A 17776-nucleotide genomic window follows, 5' to 3' on the forward strand; every position below is an offset into this window, starting at 1 on the left:
AGGACCTCAGTCTCAAAGCCAGACCAATGGTATAATCCGCAAAATGATATAAGATCGTCATCATACCAATATTGACCTTGAGCAGCGAAAACAATGCAAGCAGTTACTCCTTAAGTAGATAAAGTAATGGTTTTTTGATTAGAAAATTTCATTTCATCCATTTCTACTGTAAGGATAGGGTTTATTACTTTTTGCTTTTTGTTTTTCATAAAAAATCACATTAAAGAAAAATTAATTAATTTAAATATAAGTGTCATTACATTATAAATAATTTTAATTAATAAGTACTTATGAATTATTTCTAAGACCTATCGCAATGCTTAGACTGTCTTATAATTAGATTATAGTATGTATCGCCATTTGGTGCTTTATTAATTGAATATATGAAGTAACCACGGTCTGCATTTTTGCTAACCTGTTTACTCAAGTGTTGGAATGTCTGTGTCATTGTTAATGATCTCAGTTTCTGAATTTATTTTCGCTAAGCAGATAATGTAAGTGCCTTGCTTATTTAGATTAAAACAAACACGATATTGTCCACTTGGAACCTTAATTGTTTTTTCAGGGGTAATTGAAAAATAATCAGTAATTACTAAGGCACCTGTTGGTAATTGCAAGGTCAAAATATCGGAATATGCAACTAGGTTTTTATTTTCCTTTTCCGAAAATACCGGGTATTCCAAATTAACTATACGAACTTGCACTTTAAAAGTGCCATCAGCAGCTGTAGAGAAACACAATCGTTCTCCTTGAGAAATAACTTGCTTTATTTCCTCATTGTTAAGTTCAATTTCTTGCTGCAAGAAAGCTAGATCAGCAATGCCGATTGCTGCAGCTTCCACATTAATAAAAAAACTTTCTTTAAATACTATCTGTAAATCCGATAAGTCTATACCTAATAATTTCAATCTAAGATGCGCCAATTGCTGTAATTTTTTATTGAGATGACTAGGATATCCAGCTATTTTTTTTGCAGAATTTATAATAGCTGCGTACAGCTCAATATCTTCAAGTGATATTTGCTCTGATAGGTCAAGTTGGAAACTTAAAGCTTTTAAGCGTTTGTACTTTTCTTTCGGTTTAAGCTTATTAATAGCAACCCACGCATTGCGGACTTGTTCATTTTTATTTTCAATACTCAAATAGGCTACCTCTAAGAATTCAATCTATATAGTTAATTTTAACAAAAATATTCTATTAAGTTTTCTATATTCTTTATTAAATAAATGAATAATAAATATAAATATGTAAACAAAAAATTACTATTTTGATTATTTATCTGTTGAGTTAATTAAGCTATTAAATACGCGCTGAATATATACCCTTTTAGTATTTGTTCAGCGCATGATATTTTTAATGTGAAGTTTTAAATCTTATATAATGATTAAATCTTGAGTTTTCTCTTCTGATGCATTATTCCTTTTGACTTTTGGAGAGTATGCAAACAAGTTGTATGGAGAATTCATTGGGCTATTTTCAGTATTCTTACTTTTTTGTAAATTAATGAAGTCTAAGCTTGGCAAATTGGCTTTAGAGGCAATTACACAATTAAGATTTGTTTTAATTGAACTTTCTATTTTTTCTATTAATTCTATCCGGCTAGCATAAGCTTTAAATTCAGCCTCAATTAGAGCTATTTGTTTAAGATTAAACGGTAATATTCCAGCTTCTTTTCTAGCCTTAAATAATTGTTGCTCCTTTTCCAAACTTAATTTTAAGTCCTCTAAAGTGGTCCAAATTCCTTTTTCATAAAAAGGGCGTCCTTTGTTTAAATCAATTTTTTCTTCTATCTTATCGGTATAATTAAGAGTAACATTACCCGGAGGGGTTAAATGAGCTGCAAAGATTTTTTGAGTAGTGGTACCGCGTTTAGCAAGAATGGTTTGCGGGTCAAATTCGAACATGCTAACTAGTAAGTTACTATGAGCCCCCTCTTTTATATGCAGATCAATTCCATGCTCTTCTTTAGTTTCATGAGCAGCTGTGGCTAATGGATGTTCAATATAAACGTCGAAGCCTTCCTGAATTAAACTAGTGATAAGGTTTTGATATATTTCATTAGAAATAGGTTTGCCAACGAAGGATTGTAAAAATTCATAATTATTTTCTTTTAAAGGTTTAGCGACCTCAAAAGTTAAGCGATGATTATTTTTTAGCGCAATAATATCCTGCGTTCCTGCTGGTGGTGCTATAGCGGTCACTCCTACTCGATTTGTTTCAACACAACCCCAAACTATTTGGTCTTCGTTATTAATAAAAAATGGCAAAATACCACAAGGCATATTAGGAAAAATATATTTTCCATTGATATCTTTTTCAAGCCTGGTAAGTTCGTAACCGGTAATATCAAGTGGCATGTTTGATTCCTTGTTTTAAATAAATTTGTTTGACCTTGAAAAAATGGTTGGCTTGTAGGTTATTCACATTATCCGAAAAAAGAGGTGTTTAGTTACATTTCACGTATATCCAAGACAAGCTTAGACTCTCTCCGTGCTAAACCTACAGCCAGCATACAGGCAATGATAATTGCTCCACCAATTAATAATGCCAAGGGCCCTACTGAGCCATTGAAGGCATTCATACCAAGAGCAACCATACTAGCGATTACGACGTAACGTAATGCATTACTCATACCTGTTGCAATGCCACGCATTTCTGGATACACATTCGCAGATTGTATGCCGTAAATGGGTGCTGCTAAAGTAATACCAGCGCTTAAAATAACCATTGCGACACAAATTAAAAAGGGATTAGATGTTGTACTGCTGGTGAGCAGTAATAATATTGCTCCTAAAATGCTTGTGATTAAACCCATAAATTTTGTTTTATTCATACCATATTTGGCAATAATACCAATACTTAAGAATGAAAATAGGGCAAATGCGCCTGGCGCCATGGCTTGATAAAAGCCATAACTAGATTTAGAAATTCCTAAATAATCGATAAAAATGAGAGAAAGGTTTGCTGTAAACAAAACGAGCGTACCAAAAAGGATATAACAAACGAATGCTGCACCCATATAAGGGAAACTGCTTAGCACAGTACAGTAATTCTTAAGAATAGTCGGAATGGATAAGGTGCTACGTTCATTTGTGGGAAGTGTTTCGTAGATGAAAAAGATAGTGCCAATCAAAGAAAAAGTGGTAAGAAGAGCAATCAATAAAAAAGTGGATTGCCAACCGAAATAGATATTCAAAAAAGAACCCAAAACTGGCGCTGCTGCCATGACACCAGCAATAAAAAGATTAAGTCCCCCACACAATTGAGCAACTTTTTGAGGCGGGTATGATTCCAGTAGCATAGCAAAGGTAATGACCATTGGCGCTGCGGCACCAACTCCTTGTCCAAAGCGGCAAAGAAGAAAAATATCAAAATGATTTGTCCAAAGGCAGCCCCAGCTAGTCAGGTTAAATAGTCCAAGCCCAAGTTGTAGCATACTTTTTCGACCAAACACATCGGAAAGAGGTCCAAATAATAAGCTACCAATAAAAATACCAATAAAATTGATACTTAATACTTTTTGAATTGCAGCTGCAGTACTATGAAAAAAGAGTTTCATATCTGGAAAAGCAGGGACATAAATGTCGGTTTCCATGCATACCGTTGTATACATAAGAGCAACCATGACCAGTAACATGAATTTTTTTTTATCAGCCATGTGTTATCTTCTTTATAATATTTACGCGTATATTGCCACCTCTATTTAGAGATGACAATAGTTCAATCAAAGTCTTAATTGTAAAATTTTTAATCTTACCCTCAACGTAAACAAAATTTTTAATTAATTAACATATTTTAATAATTTCTTAAGTTTAATTAAATATAATATTGTTTATAAATTGCTTATAATGATTTATTTTTAATCAGTATTAGGGGTTTTTATGAAGATAGTCGTTGGTGGGGGGCCTGCTGGTATATATGCTGCAATTAAATTACGAAAAAAGGGAATACGAGATGTTGTTATTTGTGATCCGCGTGCCGGAAACTATACACGCCCCGGTCATTTAAATGCGAGTGTTTTTGAAACCGCAAAAGAAGGGTTAAAAAAGGATTTTTGGCCAGATAATACGGTTGGACATATTAGAGATTTAGAAAAAATCTTATACAAAGAGGCACAAAGCTTAGGTATCCCTATTGAAAAAAAACGCTTTTTACGCATGCATAAAGATCCTAAAAAACCGGGTGTGGTTGTGCAAAATGAGCGCGGTGATGAGGAAATAATTGAAGCAGATTATGTTTTTGACTGTACAGGGGCAAAACGTGAAGTTATAAAGGCAGTCAATGAAGAAACGTCTGACTCCCCTTTTCAGTTAGTTTCTATTATAGAGCCGCCAGTAACAAATCATTTACTTGCCTATGTCAAAGTTAGTGCAAGTGATTGGGCACGTTTCCAAATGAATAGAGACCGTGTTTATGATACGCCAGACACTATTGAACCATTAACTTTTGCTCGATCTATGATTGAATTGCGCAAGTTAGGCTGGAAAGAGTTTAAAATACCTCAATGCTATGGTAGACAATTTGGCAAGCAAAAGACTTGCATCTATTTTCATGCGCCAGATGGTTTAGCAAAGGAAGATTATGATAAATGGGTTCAAGCTGTTTTAGACTGTTATGCTAAGCCCATTCAATATGAACAAATAATTGCATCGAGGCAAAAACCTTATTTTTTAACATTCCCTATGCAGGCACAAGCCTTAAAAGATGTTTCTTATAAAGGTGAGAATTTACCCACAGTGATCGCTTTAGGAGATGCTCAAATTGATTTCGATTATGTTCTCGCTCACGGTATTAAAGATGGCTTGGAGCGAATTAATATATTATTTAAACATATGGAAATAGTAAATCATGAGATTTATTATTTTGATTCAAAAGAATATTTACAAAGCGTTCAAAAAGCCTTAACTGATCATAAAAGGCAGATGATACGTTCTGCTAATCAGTTAAAGGAATCATTTATTGATGTGCTTGATATAGCAGAAAGAAAGCTCACTGAAGCGCAACAGTTAACGCAAGATATACCTGAGAAGCTAGCTATCAGTGAAATGCTAAAAGAAATTCAAGCAAGGCAACATTATGAAAAAGGGCGTAAATTATTTGCTGTTTATCATAGTCAATCGAACCATGTTCTGCTTGAAAAGTATTCTCTTGAAACACTAATCGCAAATTTGAATCAGATTCATAGCCATTTAATTGAAGCACATAATAATTTACCCACCTCTTTTAGTAAGGAGCGTCAAATCATTGAAGGATTATTAGCTCACCTTGCAATTAGTTTTAAAGAGGTTGGTAATTCTTACTTTAAGAAAAAGAATCTATCTCAAGCAAATGATGCTTATCGTAAGGCCTTAGAAATTTTGGATCTAGATTACCTTTCGTCAGCAAACAATACTAAAAAAATTCCTATCTACTCTAATTTAATTATTACCAATTTACAAAATAAGCAATATAAGGAAGCCATTCGTTTAGCTAATGAAGCCCTACAAGTCTTGCGAAAAGAATCTATAGAAGAATCCTCACTAAATACATTACATGAAAAAATAGCATTTAATTTAATTAAAGCTTGCTGTCTTCAGGCACAAGATTTATTACCAATAAGTCAAGTGGAAGCTAAAAATTTCTATTTAGAAGCAAAAATGGTGCTAGAAAGAGAATATCAATTTTTATCATCAACTGTTTTAAAGTCAGCTGATGAATTAATTAATTCATTAGAAAAACAATTGTTAATTCAAGGATCAGCAACACCTAGTACTAGTAATGGTATTTTAATGAACTTCAGTATGTTTAATACCGATTCTCAAGATACTGAAAAAAAGGAATATCAATTAGGCTATCAGGTCGGTTAATAATATAAGATAACTAATTGGTCCATGACTTAAATATCTAATCATTTAGACATGCTAGCGATAAAGCGGTCTAAATGATTAGAGAAGTTTTGGATTTCTTTGGGGCTTAATTTATCTGCTCCTCCAGATATTAAACCATTGTCACGCAATGATTCATTTAAATTTCGCATGCTTAAAATTTGTTTTATATTATTAACTGAGTACAGCGTACCACGCGGATTAAGTGCATAGGCTTGCTTTTCAATTACTTGATCGGCCAAAATAATATCCGAGGTAATGACCAGTTCTTTGCTCTGTAGGTGTGTAATAATATAATTATCCGCTTTATCAAAGCCTGCTGAAACGATAGCTCGTTTAATGAATGGCGATGGTGGAATTTGAGCAAAATGATTAGCAACAATCGTAACAAGGACATTACGTTTTATGGCTGCTCGAAATATAATTTGTTTAATTACTTTGGGGCAAGCATCGCCGTCAATCCAAATGCTCATTAAAAAACCCTATCAAGACTTGTCAATATCAATCAATTGGAGAAGTTTACCCTATTTTTAACGAATCACTTTGTTATTTTTTAAATAATTTGCTTAAGTAGCGAGGCTTCAGTTTTTTGTATTAGAGCCTTCCAAGGCTCTTCATTAATTGACACTTATTCTAGATTGATAAGTTATATCATCTTTGGCTCCCGGCTGTGCCATAGATAGTATCATTTTTTGTAGGTCTGGCGCCAAGCCATGTAATGATGAATTTTTATGCCTGCATAAGGCAAAAAAAGTCACGCCTGTTTTACGTAGGTCATCGGCCTGTTTTTCAAGTGATTGTAAAGGTGAAGTAGGCGTATGAAAAATTGATACAAGTTGTTTGGCTGCTTTTTTTGTTAATGATTTTTCTTTAGGTTTTACTTTAAGAATTAATGCTAATGGATGAGTGGACTCTTCTTTTAATAAATTTTTTAAGAAAAGAATACTTGTACCTTGAGGCGAGTTTTTAATCCGATTAACAATCTCTTTTTTACAATACTGGCCTAAGGCAAAGATAGTAGACTGTGTAAAAGATCCACCATGAATTAAATCATCCCAAAGGATATCTACCAATTGCTTTGCTAAATCCTTATCAATTTTAATAGAGTTAAGGCACTCTTTTGCGGCCATCTGACCTTTGCGTAAAGCACATTCATAAAGGTAAATCGCTTGAGCTTTATTTATCTTCCCACCTCGACCATGATGATGCATATAGGCTCGATTGTGCATCGCAGTTGCATTACCCTGTTTAATAGCTAGTTCATAAAGGTCAATAGCCTCAGAATAATTGCGAGGTACACCTTGCCCAGTTTCATACATATAAGCAAGATTAACTATGGCATTAGTATTACCGCCTTTAATAGCTAGTTTATAAAGTCGAATAGCTTCAGGGTAATTGACAGGGCCACCCTGACCGGCTTCATGCATACAAGCACGATTATTCATGGCATCAGTATTACCGCCTTTAATAGCTAGTTCATAAAGTCGAATAGCTTCAGGGTAATTAGCTTTTCCAGCTAGCCCTTCTTTGTATATATAAGCGCGAGTATGCATAGCATACGTATTATTTAATGCAATGGATTTATTTAAACAAACAATGGCATTCTGATAACTTCTCTTACAGCCTATCCCAAAGGAATAAAAAAGGGCTTGTAAAACTAGCGCATGTGAGTCATTCGCATTAGCTAATGGCATACAATGGGCATAGAGGTTTTGAGTAAAGCTCTTCAGGGCTGATTCGGTTGATAGGTGCTGCTTAAAAGCAATTGAATCAAATATAGTCGTGAGCGTAGCATAATTGCTATAGTTTTCTACTAAAATTTCACCACATATTTGATTAATCGTATGGGCTTCCTGGTAGGTTATGTTACTTGAAAATTGAACATAAGAAAGATCTGAAGATAGCATTTTTAATTATCAATTTATTTAAAATATAAACATTATACACAATAGTAGATCAAAAGTATAGGGCTAGATATTTAAACAGCCTCAGTATCAAATTAATGGATTAGTGATAAATGGTAGCTTGTTTAATAAATAGCGATGATAAAATTGCGGCTTAAGATCAGCAATAACCTTCACATGGGCACTGTATTTTTAAACTTACCCAGCTTTAAATTAGTTTTTTATTTTAGTTATTAAAATTATCTAAGATTAAGTTAATTTTTTTAATACTGCCTCTCCTACTGCTTTCGCACTCGCTGGATTTTGGCCAGTAATAAGCAGGCCATCTTCTACTATATGCTTTTTAAAAGGAATCGGAGCTTTACTATATTGCGCGCCCCGTTTAATTAATTCTTCTTCTAAATTAAATGGTACGGCTTGCTCGCGTTTTGCCCATTTTTCTTCTTGCCAAGAAAAGCTAGTTACCTTTTTCCCTGCAACAAGATATTGGCCATTGCTTAATTTAGCTTCCAATAATCCAGCTGGACCATGACAAACAGCGGCTATTATTTTGTTGGCCGTATAAAGTTGACTGATTAAATCTGCAAGATGCTTACTTTTAGGAAAATCAAAGCATACTCCATGACCACCCGTTAAATAAAGCGCACTATAATTTGCTGGACTAAGATCACTAATTTTTAAAGAATGACCTAACAAATTCATAAAATCACGATTTTTATAATAGCGATGAACCGTTCCCTTAAGACCTAAAGTAAGGCCTGCTTGCGTTAACATTAAACTTTCAGGATCTAACGGTACAAAGCCGCCTAAAGGGCTCGCAATATCCATTTTTATGCCAGCTTTATGTAATACATTCCAAAAATGAACTAACTCGCCTAGCCATAATCCTGTTCTATAACCTACTTTCTCATATTCAGGTGTATTTGTTACTACAATGGCAATTCGGTGCTCCATGCTAGTTTACTCCCGTTAGTTAAGTTAAATAGGCAAAAGAAAAATTGGTAAATAACTATAATCTAAACATCAACTGCGCTTATATGTTGAAAAGAATTAGTCTGTGCCACATAATTAGTTATAGGATACTTTTGTAAAAATAAAGATGAATACCGCTAAAAAAATTGCATGCCCCACGTGTGGGAAATACCAAGCTTGGAGTACGGCAAATACTTTTAGACCGTTTTGCTCAGAACGTTGCAAACTCATTGATTTAGGTGAATGGGCTAATGAAACTCGCAGAATTGCCGGTCATTCGATGGCACCTGATCTTTCTTTACCTATTGATAATGAACCAAGTGATTCTAACTAGTTTTTGTCTTAAATAGCTATATGATTATTTTTACATATAATAGCTTAATAAAACATTTAAAAGCCTAAATTGCTTTAATTTCCTTTTTGAAGTACTGTCAAATAATTATCATTGATTAGCGACTACCACAGATATGGATAAATCGAATCAAGCTCGAACAATGATTATATTACTTTTTGCTTTAAATTTTCTTAGCTATATTGACCGTTCAGCAATGGCTTATGCCATTCCAGTCATTACCAGCTCTTTAAGAATAAATAGCTATCTTATTGGATTAATACTTGGAAGTTTTGGTATAGGGTATTTTATCACGACTTTTTTAGGGGGCGTGTTTGTCGATAAATATGGTTCAAAACGAGTGCTATTGCTATCTACGTTAATATGGACATGTTCTATGGGATTAACGGGACTCGCCACTGGATTTTATTCACTTTATCTGGCACGTTTTGGCCTTGGTGCTGGTGAAGGGCCAAGCTTTCCTGCTGTTGCCAGAACAGTGAGTGATTGGATCCCTTTACGTTCACGTTGCCAAGCTTTAGCAAATTCTCTTTTTGCTGTTCCTCTTTCTTTAGCTATAGGTGCGCCAGTGGTTACCTTTCTAATCACATACCTTGGCTGGCGCCTTATGTTCTTAGTACTTGCCGTCTTAGTATTATTATGGTGGCCCTTTTGTTATTTATTCTTTTTAGATAAATCAAAGGACAATAAAGTCGCTAAAGCCACTTTATTAACTTCGACTAAGGAAGATAAATATTATTTTTTTAAAAATAAAACGCTTCTAAGCAATGCTTGGGGGTTTTTTGTTTATGGATACTCTATGTTTTTCTTTTTAACTTGGTTGCCTGATTTCTTAGCTAGCACCTATCATTTAAGTGTTAAACAAATAGGCCTATTTTCTATTCTACCTTGGATTTTAGCTACTCTTTTTCTATGGTTAGGTGGCTATCTTTCAGATTTACTATATAATAAGACAAAATCTCTACGATATGCGCGATCTTATTTGATTTTAGCAGGTCAGCTATTTACTCTTCTATCGCTATTGGTGATTTTGACTTTTAAGGATTTAACTGTCATTTTAATTGCCATTTCTTTTGCAGTGGCTTTTAATCTTAGTAATAACACACCTTTTTATGCAATTAATATGGATGTATCAGCCAAACGCGCCGGTACTTCATTAGGCTTTATGAATTCCATGTTTGCTATTGCAGGATTTTTAGCGCCAACCATAACCGGTGCTGCCGTGCAATTAAGCGGAAATTTTTATACTGCTTTTTTATTAATGGGCCTCCTAACCTTATCGGCGATTATTAGCATTTTACTCTTTCATCATCCGGATAAAGCTCTATCAAAAGCTTAGTTTAAAAAAGGTGCTAAAATTATAACCAGGGATGGAATTTTATATTTTAACGATATGAAAATCGCTTTTGGGGAATAGACCTCTTACCTAAGCTGTTTATTTTGGGTGAGTGTAAGGCGTAAGGGCTTTGAGGAGCGGAGTTTACCTAGAGTAAGTGAGCACCAAAGAAAACTTTGCAACACAGCAATTGCGTAAAATAAATAGGTTAGGCAAGAAGTCTAATGAATGGAGCATGGATGAGTAAGCAAAGTGTTTGGGTAATAAAAAATACCGAAGTTAAGCTTTTTTTTCCTCTAGGCATAGACGATGCTATTCTGATTAATGATCTACCGGCTAAACCCCCTTTTGCTTTAGTATTGACAAAAAATTCGCAGCAAAATTGGATTGATTTACTGAAAGAGATAAGAAATAAACCTGGGTATCGGTTTATACCTGTTTATTATTATGATGATGTACCGGCTCATTTAAGGCATCTTTTTGCAGGACCTGCTGACGCTAACCTTATAAACAGTGCTAACAAAATTTATGAGCGTATAAGCCATATTTCTCCTTTTACTTTTCAGTCTCCCAATAAAGAATCAATGCTATTGGCTTATTTATATACCCGCCCTTATTGCCCTGTTAAAGGCTATAAAAGCGATAAATCAGCCTTTGTATATGAATATCCATTATTAAATATCCTTTTTAAAGATAATTTAGGAATTGATAATTGGAAATTCTTAGAGGGCTTAGTGGCAAGAAATTTACTTGCTCATAGTGATTTAATCGATGAAATTGAAACTTGCCCATCTTGTTCTTCAGGATTAATTAATTTAAAACGTTCTTGCCCAAGTTGCCGTTCAATCAATTTCAAACCACAACAATTGGTACATTGTTTTTCTTGTGGAACAATTGCACCTGTACCAGAGTTCTTGCGTCAAGAAAGATTAATTTGCAGTAACTGTCACACAAAATTAAATACACCAGGTATAGATTACGAAAAACCTATTGAAAATAAATTATGTAATACTTGCGGTCATTTTTTTGCCGACCCCATTGTGGAATTAGTTTGCTTAAGTTGTCAACGTACTTCCTCTGCCAATGAATTTATTAGCAAGCCTTTATATAATTATCATTTAACGCGCCAAGGAGAATATGTCGTTTTAGGCATAGAAAATAGTTTTTATGCCAGCTTTGGTCAATATTTTAAAATGACTGATTACCCTGTTTTTCTGTCTATTTTAAATTGGCATATTAAATTAGCTGAGCGTTATGGCCTATTTAACTTTAGCATAATGGCCTTAGAGATAGATGTTAAAGACAGGGAAGATGAAAGCAAAAAAGAGCAATCTAAAGAATTAATTGAAAATCTATTTACAAGCTTGCGTCAAGTTATAAGAGAAAGTGATCTGGCTTCTCGATTAGATGAAAGTATGCTTTTTCTACTACCTTATACTAAAGTAGATGGCTGTATGATAATCGTTCAGCGTCTTCAAACTGCAGGGCAAGAACTAGTTAATGCAGGCACTAGTACAGGCTTAACAATTAAAGTCAGTTACATGGCTTCCAATGAAATTATTAGCAATGCCTTACAAGGTGAATTAGTCATGGCGGAGTTAAAGGTGCGTATGCAAGAAAATAATCTGTGTATTATAAAAAATAGTTAATTTTCCTACTTATTAAACCTAATTTAATTAATATTTTGACAAAATTAAACCTTACCAAATAGAGCGATAAGTTTCGACTATTAAGCAAATTCAATTATTTAATATAACCTTAATGAACTTTATTTATACTATATGTACTATAAATAAACATTATTTTATTAGGGTTTTAATTTATGCCACCAATAAATTTAAAAGCAGGACAACTTAATTCAAATGAGACTAAAGAATTATTACATTTTTTTGCATATCACGCCAACCTGGGCATTAAATATTGGCAGAAAAATAAAATATATGAATTTGATGGCAAGCAATTTATTTTTAAAAATAATATTTATCAACGACAAGGTAAGCATGGTTTTTGTTACGAGGTAATTAGTAATAAAGAGCCTATTGGAGAAGGTAGTTTTGGCACCGTAAGATTGATAAAAAATACCTTAGTCATTAAAAATGAAGAAGTTAATTTTAAAAAAGAAGGCAAAGATAAAAGTCGGCGAGTTGTAAAAATTCAGGATCATAGCACTGAAGATTCAGAAAAAAATTTAGAAAAGGAATATCAATTATCAAAAAAAGCAGTTCATCTTGGCATTAAAGAGCCTACAAAAACTATCTTGGATGGCACAATACGTAGTTATACCACAATGAAGTTATTACCTGGGAAAGAGTTATATGATATTTTGGATGATGATCAAAAGGGTATAAGAGTATTAACACTAGCAAAGCGTATAGAATTAAGTATGGCTTTATTGCAAGCTCTTAAACACCAGGTAACTGCAATAGAGATTATTCATCGTGATATTAAGCCTAAAAATATTTTAGTGGATTTAGGTCCGCCTATTAGAGTCAACATCTTAGATTATGGTATGAGTATTAAGAGTGATGGAACAATATCAAAATGCGAAGGCCCTCTTGCCTACATAGCCCCTGAAGTATTTCATGACAAAATAATAAGCGATAAAAGTGATGTTTTTTCAATGGGCCGTGTACTTGCCCTGATTTGGCGTGGCTACAATGACACTTATGCGTCTTTTTTCCAACGCTTTGCGGAAAAATTTTCGGCAGAAAGATTACTTATTAATTTATTTGATAAACTTGAAGAATTAGAAGAGGATAGCAGAATTCTAATTTTTAAGGCCTTAAAAGGTATGTTAGAGTTTCACCCAAATGATCGTTCAAATATTGATAACGCAATTGAAAACTTTGAAGCAGTCAACATAGCTCTATCCACAGTTAAACAGCTAAACTCTTCAAGCGCTTGCGAAAATCTAGAGCAAACTTTTTCTAATTTAGATGGTGAAAGAAAGCAACTAGAAACGCTTACAAATACAAACTCATCATTTTTTAGCTCTAAAGCTGGTAAAGAAGAGCAGAAAAGCTGTAATAATATAGAAAATCAGCAAGCTCTTTCAACATAAAAAAATCATTATCTATCTTCTTGGTAAACTGCAATACTTTTGATACCATACGCGCCTAGCGTTAAAAGTAATAAAATTTAGTCATCATGGCTTCTATAGACAAAATAAGGCTAATTTTTAGCTAATTAGCTTGCTCTAATTTTCCCTTTACAAATTAAATTGCTTTAGCTTTGAGTTTATAGATAAAGCAATTTTTCTAATAAGTGAGTTATTATGAAGTGGTATATCAAAGTACTAGAGCCTGTTTTAAATAAAATTATTCATGAGCAAAGAGATGAAGCAAGGGAATTTTTGGCAGTATGTTTATATGTTTTTAATACCTTTGATAATAATCCAGAATTAGAATTTTATTTAGGTCCTATCGAATAATTGCATAAAAAGTTTGCTAATTATAAAGATAACTCCCTGCCTTTAGACGAATTTGCTACCTATCTATTGCCCTTATTAATGGTAATGATAGTAGTGTTTGGAATATAGATATTATGGAGTCTTTTGAGAAAGTTATTCTTTTAAGTAATGAGAAATCCTTTCTGCGCAATATATCTATCAAATCCTTAGAACAATGGGAAAGGGCCTTGCTTAAAGATTTAAACTTTAATGTACAAGTTGATGAAGATGAAGCTATTCGACTATTACAACCTCATAAAATTGATCTACCGCTAAAATGACAAGCTTATATAATATTTAGACAGGCTCAAACGATACAAGACAATAATCAGTCACTAGAGCTTGAAGATATAAAATCGGTAAATGAAGTAAAACTTAACCTGACAAAAAACGAGTTACATCATGCTATAAATACTATTTTAGGGCAGCATGAACCGCAACGACCTATGATTGAAAATTTTATTAAGCTAATGGCGTATTGTTTTGATTTAACAATTGAAGGCCAGAAAATAAAACATCGTCTACCTTTTTTTAAACAATTATGCCAAATGAAGCAGGTGCTGCAAAACACTTAATTGACGTATTAAAAGGAAAAAACAAGCTCATTTTAAACAAGCAGATCAAGATGTGCTAATGGAAAATACTAATTTAGTATTAACTATAAAAGATGCGTTAAGTTACCTTGATGCAGATTACCTTGAGCAATTAAAAAAGGCTTTAAATATGAAGTCGACTCTTGAATCATTACATCAATTAACTGAATTTATAATGACTGAAGAGTCTAATCATACGCCAAAAGTCACTCACTAATTCAAACCTCTTTAGCCGCTTTATTGATTGGGCACATTACCCTTTGTTTATTCATCCCATATTGGCGCTAGCTCTACAGGATTAATAAAGCGTTGCGCCTTATCGCCAATTGCTGCTATTGCCATCATATCCTCTTCTATGATTTCAAAATCAAAAATAGCGGCATTAGAGGTGATACGTTCTTTGTGGGTTGATCTTATCAAAGACGGAATGCCTAATTGATAAAGCCAGCGGAAAATAATTTGAGGCACGTCTTTTTCATATTTTTTTGCTAACGTTATTAAAATAGGCTCCTTTAATAATTGCCCTTGTGCTAATGATGAATGAGCAATAATGCCAAGTTGCTTCGCTTTAGCAAATTCAATCACTTTTGGCTGTTGTAATAACGGATGGAATTCTATTTGATTAATGAGAAGTGGAACCTTTGTAAGCTCAAGAGATTGTGCCATTTGGGCAATTGGAAAGTTACTCACACCAATATACTTTGTATATCCTTGTTTTTGCACCTCGTTTAGGGCTGCTATTGTTTCTGCTAAAGGCACTAACGGTGTAGGCCAATGCAGGAGTAATAAATCAACATAGTCTGTTTTAAGCTTAGAAAGGCTTGTTAAAACAGAAGGTAGAAATTCTTTTTCGGTAAAATTATCAATCCATACTTTGGTGGTAATAAATAATTCTCTACGATTTATCTGAGTATCTGCAATAGCTTGCCCAACTTCTTCCTCATTGCCATAGATTTGAGCGGTATCAATGTGTCTATAACCTTGATCGATTGCGTAAATAATATTATTAATGAGCTCTTTTCCATTAAGTTGAAAAGTACCAAACCCAATAGCAGGAATTGAACTCTGTTTAAAATTTATCGTATTCATAAAATGCCTTATTTAAAAAGTTAATCTAATGTTTCTAACATTGCGACATCGTAAGAATCCATGTTAGCCGCGGTTTTGATGCGTTTAACCAAATCAGGATTAGCAATAAAGGGTCTACCAAAAGCAATTAAATCAAATTGATGGGCAGCCATTTGTTCAATAGCTTTGTGTATGGTATAGCTGCCGCTGGCAATTAAATGTCCATTAAAGTGCGTGCGCATAAATTCAGTCATTGTTTCATCATTAAGTTCAGGAAAACGAGTTGCATCATCGAAATTACCGGTATGAAGGTAAGCAATATTCTTGTCACTTAATTTGGTTAATAAATATTGAAAAACTTCAGCGTCGCGGTTGTCACCTACAATCTCATTTAAGTAAGCGCCAGGCGATAGCCTAATTCCTACGCGCTCAGGTCCAATTTCTGCTATACAAGCATCAACAATTTCTAAGGCAAATCTAGCAAGGTTTTCTGGTTTATCACCGTAATCATCTTGACGCTTATTAGTTGAGTAATGTAAAAATTGATCAATTAAATAACCATTAGCGCCATGTATTTCAATGCCATCAAAACCAGCTTCTAAAGCCTTTTTAGCAGCTGTTGCATAACTACTTACTAATTCCTGGATTTCCAAATAGGAAAGCGCTCTTGATTTACCATAATATAGCTCACCATCAGCCCTGCGCACCCGGCCACTCATTTGGGTTTCCGAGGCAGAAACGGGTAATGAGCCATCTAAAAAAATAGGATGAGAGACACGGCCAACATGCCAAATTTGTAAAAAGATTTTACCACCTTTTTGATGGACAGCTTGGGTAACTTGCTGCCAGCCTTTTACTTGCTCTTTAGTATAAATACCAGGTGTATTGCTATAGCCTCGACCATCGGGACGAATAATAGTACCTTCCGTAATAATTAATCCTGCCTCTGCGCGCCTTGCATAATAGGCTGCCATTTCTGCGGTAGGAATTAAATTATCTGTTGCTTTATTGCGTGTCATAGGTGCCATAACAATACGGTTTCTGAGTTCGATTTTGTCGTTAAGCTTAAACGGTTTTAAAAGAATATTAGTCATTGGCCTCTCCTCATTTATTTCTAAATATCGCAAATTTTCGATGTAATAGATTAAAAAATTTTATATTCTGGTCTTAAGCTCCTGGATAAATTGCTCGATAAACGGTTGATTTAATTTACAATAAGTCCATTGCCCCCGGCGCTCCATGGTAATAAGACCTGCTTGATGTAACTGAGCTAAATAAGCTGATATAGTCGATTGTGATAAACCAGCTTTTTTTTCAATAAGTCCTACACATACCCCATCTATACTCACGTCACAGTGCGAGGAGCTAAAATACTTAGCAGGCTCCTTTAACCATTCAAGAATTTGCAAGCGTCTTTCATTAGAAAGGGCTTTTAATACAAGTACAATATTCATATTATTATTATATCGTAATTTTGCGATATGTCAATATATTGTAAACTAGGAGATTTAATTTAACCTATTAATGGTTAAAATCAATTACAAAATCTTCAACAGTGTGTTTAGAGGGGTCATATTTGCAACGGTTTGTATAATTTAAATTTCTGCCATACACATGTAATGAAATCGCTATGACATCAGCAATATTAACGACACTATGAATTTGATCGGCTTTTATAGCAATGACTTCACCTGGATGACAAATAACAGGCGGCTCCTGCCGTTTAAGATCAGCATAGCCAGGAATAGAACCATCATCAAGTCGTGTCCAAAAGTAATTTTTCTCAATCCCACTAATACAGCCAACTACCGCCCAAGTGCAGTGATCATGGGGGGCAATTTCACAGCCAGGTTGCCAAGCGACCAAATTTACTGCCATGTCATGATTAGGTTCTTCATAGAGTAACCACGATTTGAAACCTTTAGGAGTATTAACTATTGTAAATTGCTCTTCTAGCCAATCGCTCTTTTGAACCCATTGTTGCATTAACGATTGTACTTTTTTCATATCCAAAAAAGTACCTTGCCCTTTTATATTTAAAGCTTTTAAGTCATTAATAAAGGGAGCTAAAGCGGGTAAAATAAGATTTATCATATTTTAACATTTTCAATAGCCTTAATGTGGAGCATAGCAGAAATACAATAGATTGCATGATAAAAAGCAAAATCCTATTTGATTACCTTAAAATGCTTTACAATGAGCATGCTTATTAAATGTAGTTGTTAATTTTTAAACCTCT

At 33.9% G+C, this 17776-nt stretch carries 18 protein-coding genes; 8 read left to right on the forward strand and 10 right to left on the reverse strand.

From position 1 onward, the window contains the following. Positions 1-419: 419 nt before the first annotated feature. From DYH30_RS07670 to DYH30_RS07680, 3 genes are all read right to left on the reverse strand, one after another. Positions 420-1142 carry a hypothetical protein gene (locus DYH30_RS07670; RefSeq protein WP_115331093.1) on the reverse strand — a complete coding sequence of 241 codons (723 nt, stop codon included), beginning with the start codon at positions 1140-1142 and terminating at the stop codon, positions 420-422. 231 nt (positions 1143-1373) lie between these two features. Continuing rightward, positions 1374-2357, reverse strand: a complete 984-nt coding sequence (locus DYH30_RS07675) for a hypothetical protein (protein ID WP_115331094.1) — start codon at positions 2355-2357, stop codon at positions 1374-1376. A 92-nt stretch (positions 2358-2449) separates the two neighbouring features. Beyond that, entirely contained in the window at positions 2450-3658 is a 1209-nt protein-coding gene (locus DYH30_RS07680; protein ID WP_115331095.1) for an MFS transporter, read from the reverse strand. Positions 3659-3881: 223 nt separating this feature from the next. On the opposite strand from DYH30_RS07680, the gene DYH30_RS07685 reads away from it, so the two are divergent. Then, the gene (locus DYH30_RS07685; RefSeq protein WP_115331096.1) at positions 3882-5846 is read left to right on the forward strand and encodes an FAD-dependent monooxygenase; all 1965 of its coding nucleotides are present in this window, start codon (positions 3882-3884) and stop codon (positions 5844-5846) included. A gap of 41 nt (positions 5847-5887) precedes the next feature. Here DYH30_RS07685 and DYH30_RS07690 read toward each other — a convergent pair whose 3' ends face one another. The 3 genes from DYH30_RS07690 to DYH30_RS07700 all read right to left on the reverse strand — a co-directional run bounded on the left by DYH30_RS07690 (position 5888) and on the right by DYH30_RS07700 (position 8722). Further along, complete coding sequence (locus DYH30_RS07690; RefSeq protein ID WP_115331097.1) at positions 5888-6337, reverse strand: YaiI/YqxD family protein; 450 nt, start codon at positions 6335-6337, stop codon at positions 5888-5890. Positions 6338-6481: 144 nt separating this feature from the next. Next, positions 6482-7771, reverse strand: coding sequence for a tetratricopeptide repeat protein (locus DYH30_RS07695; RefSeq protein ID WP_115331098.1), 1290 nt, complete (start codon positions 7769-7771; stop codon positions 6482-6484). Positions 7772-8017: 246 nt separating this feature from the next. Beyond that, positions 8018-8722, reverse strand: a complete 705-nt coding sequence (locus tag DYH30_RS07700) for a type 1 glutamine amidotransferase domain-containing protein (RefSeq protein WP_115331099.1) — start codon at positions 8720-8722, stop codon at positions 8018-8020. A gap of 145 nt (positions 8723-8867) precedes the next feature. Here DYH30_RS07700 and DYH30_RS07705 point away from each other — a divergent pair, with 145 nt between their 5' ends. The 7 genes from DYH30_RS07705 to DYH30_RS17940 all read left to right on the forward strand — a co-directional run bounded on the left by DYH30_RS07705 (position 8868) and on the right by DYH30_RS17940 (position 14686). Then, positions 8868-9074, forward strand: coding sequence for a DNA gyrase inhibitor YacG (locus DYH30_RS07705; protein WP_115331100.1), 207 nt, complete (start codon positions 8868-8870; stop codon positions 9072-9074). A 133-nt stretch (positions 9075-9207) separates the two neighbouring features. Further along, complete coding sequence (locus tag DYH30_RS07710) at positions 9208-10431, forward strand: MFS transporter (protein WP_207385757.1); 1224 nt, start codon at positions 9208-9210, stop codon at positions 10429-10431. A 236-nt stretch (positions 10432-10667) separates the two neighbouring features. Beyond that, the gene (locus tag DYH30_RS07715; RefSeq protein WP_115331102.1) at positions 10668-12077 is read left to right on the forward strand and encodes a TackOD1 domain-containing metal-binding protein; all 1410 of its coding nucleotides are present in this window, start codon (positions 10668-10670) and stop codon (positions 12075-12077) included. A gap of 173 nt (positions 12078-12250) precedes the next feature. Next, positions 12251-13489, forward strand: a complete 1239-nt coding sequence (locus DYH30_RS07720; protein WP_115331103.1) for a protein kinase domain-containing protein — start codon at positions 12251-12253, stop codon at positions 13487-13489. 213 nt (positions 13490-13702) lie between these two features. Next, the gene (locus DYH30_RS17935; protein ID WP_160116177.1) at positions 13703-13858 is read left to right on the forward strand and encodes a hypothetical protein; all 156 of its coding nucleotides are present in this window, start codon (positions 13703-13705) and stop codon (positions 13856-13858) included. Between the two features lie 113 nt (positions 13859-13971). After that, entirely contained in the window at positions 13972-14157 is a 186-nt protein-coding gene (locus DYH30_RS07725) for a hypothetical protein (RefSeq protein WP_115331104.1), read from the forward strand. 352 nt (positions 14158-14509) lie between these two features. After that, positions 14510-14686: a hypothetical protein gene (locus tag DYH30_RS17940; RefSeq protein ID WP_160116178.1), complete on the forward strand. Its 177-nt coding sequence runs from the start codon at positions 14510-14512 to the stop codon at positions 14684-14686. A gap of 47 nt (positions 14687-14733) precedes the next feature. On the opposite strand, the gene DYH30_RS07730 is transcribed toward DYH30_RS17940, so the two are convergent. From DYH30_RS07730 to DYH30_RS07745, 4 genes are all read right to left on the reverse strand, one after another. Next, entirely contained in the window at positions 14734-15558 is an 825-nt protein-coding gene (locus DYH30_RS07730; RefSeq protein ID WP_115331105.1) for an aldo/keto reductase, read from the reverse strand. A gap of 20 nt (positions 15559-15578) precedes the next feature. Further along, positions 15579-16631 carry an alkene reductase gene (locus DYH30_RS07735; protein WP_115331106.1) on the reverse strand — a complete coding sequence of 351 codons (1053 nt, stop codon included), beginning with the start codon at positions 16629-16631 and terminating at the stop codon, positions 15579-15581. A gap of 60 nt (positions 16632-16691) precedes the next feature. After that, positions 16692-16991: an ArsR/SmtB family transcription factor gene (locus DYH30_RS07740; RefSeq protein WP_115331107.1), complete on the reverse strand. Its 300-nt coding sequence runs from the start codon at positions 16989-16991 to the stop codon at positions 16692-16694. 67 nt (positions 16992-17058) lie between these two features. Continuing rightward, positions 17059-17631, reverse strand: a complete 573-nt coding sequence (locus DYH30_RS07745; RefSeq protein WP_115331108.1) for a cysteine dioxygenase family protein — start codon at positions 17629-17631, stop codon at positions 17059-17061. Positions 17632-17776 lie beyond the last annotated feature (145 nt).

Origin of the sequence: Legionella busanensis (assembly GCF_900461525.1) — a bacterium.
GTDB lineage: Bacteria > Pseudomonadota > Gammaproteobacteria > Legionellales > Legionellaceae > Legionella_C > Legionella_C busanensis.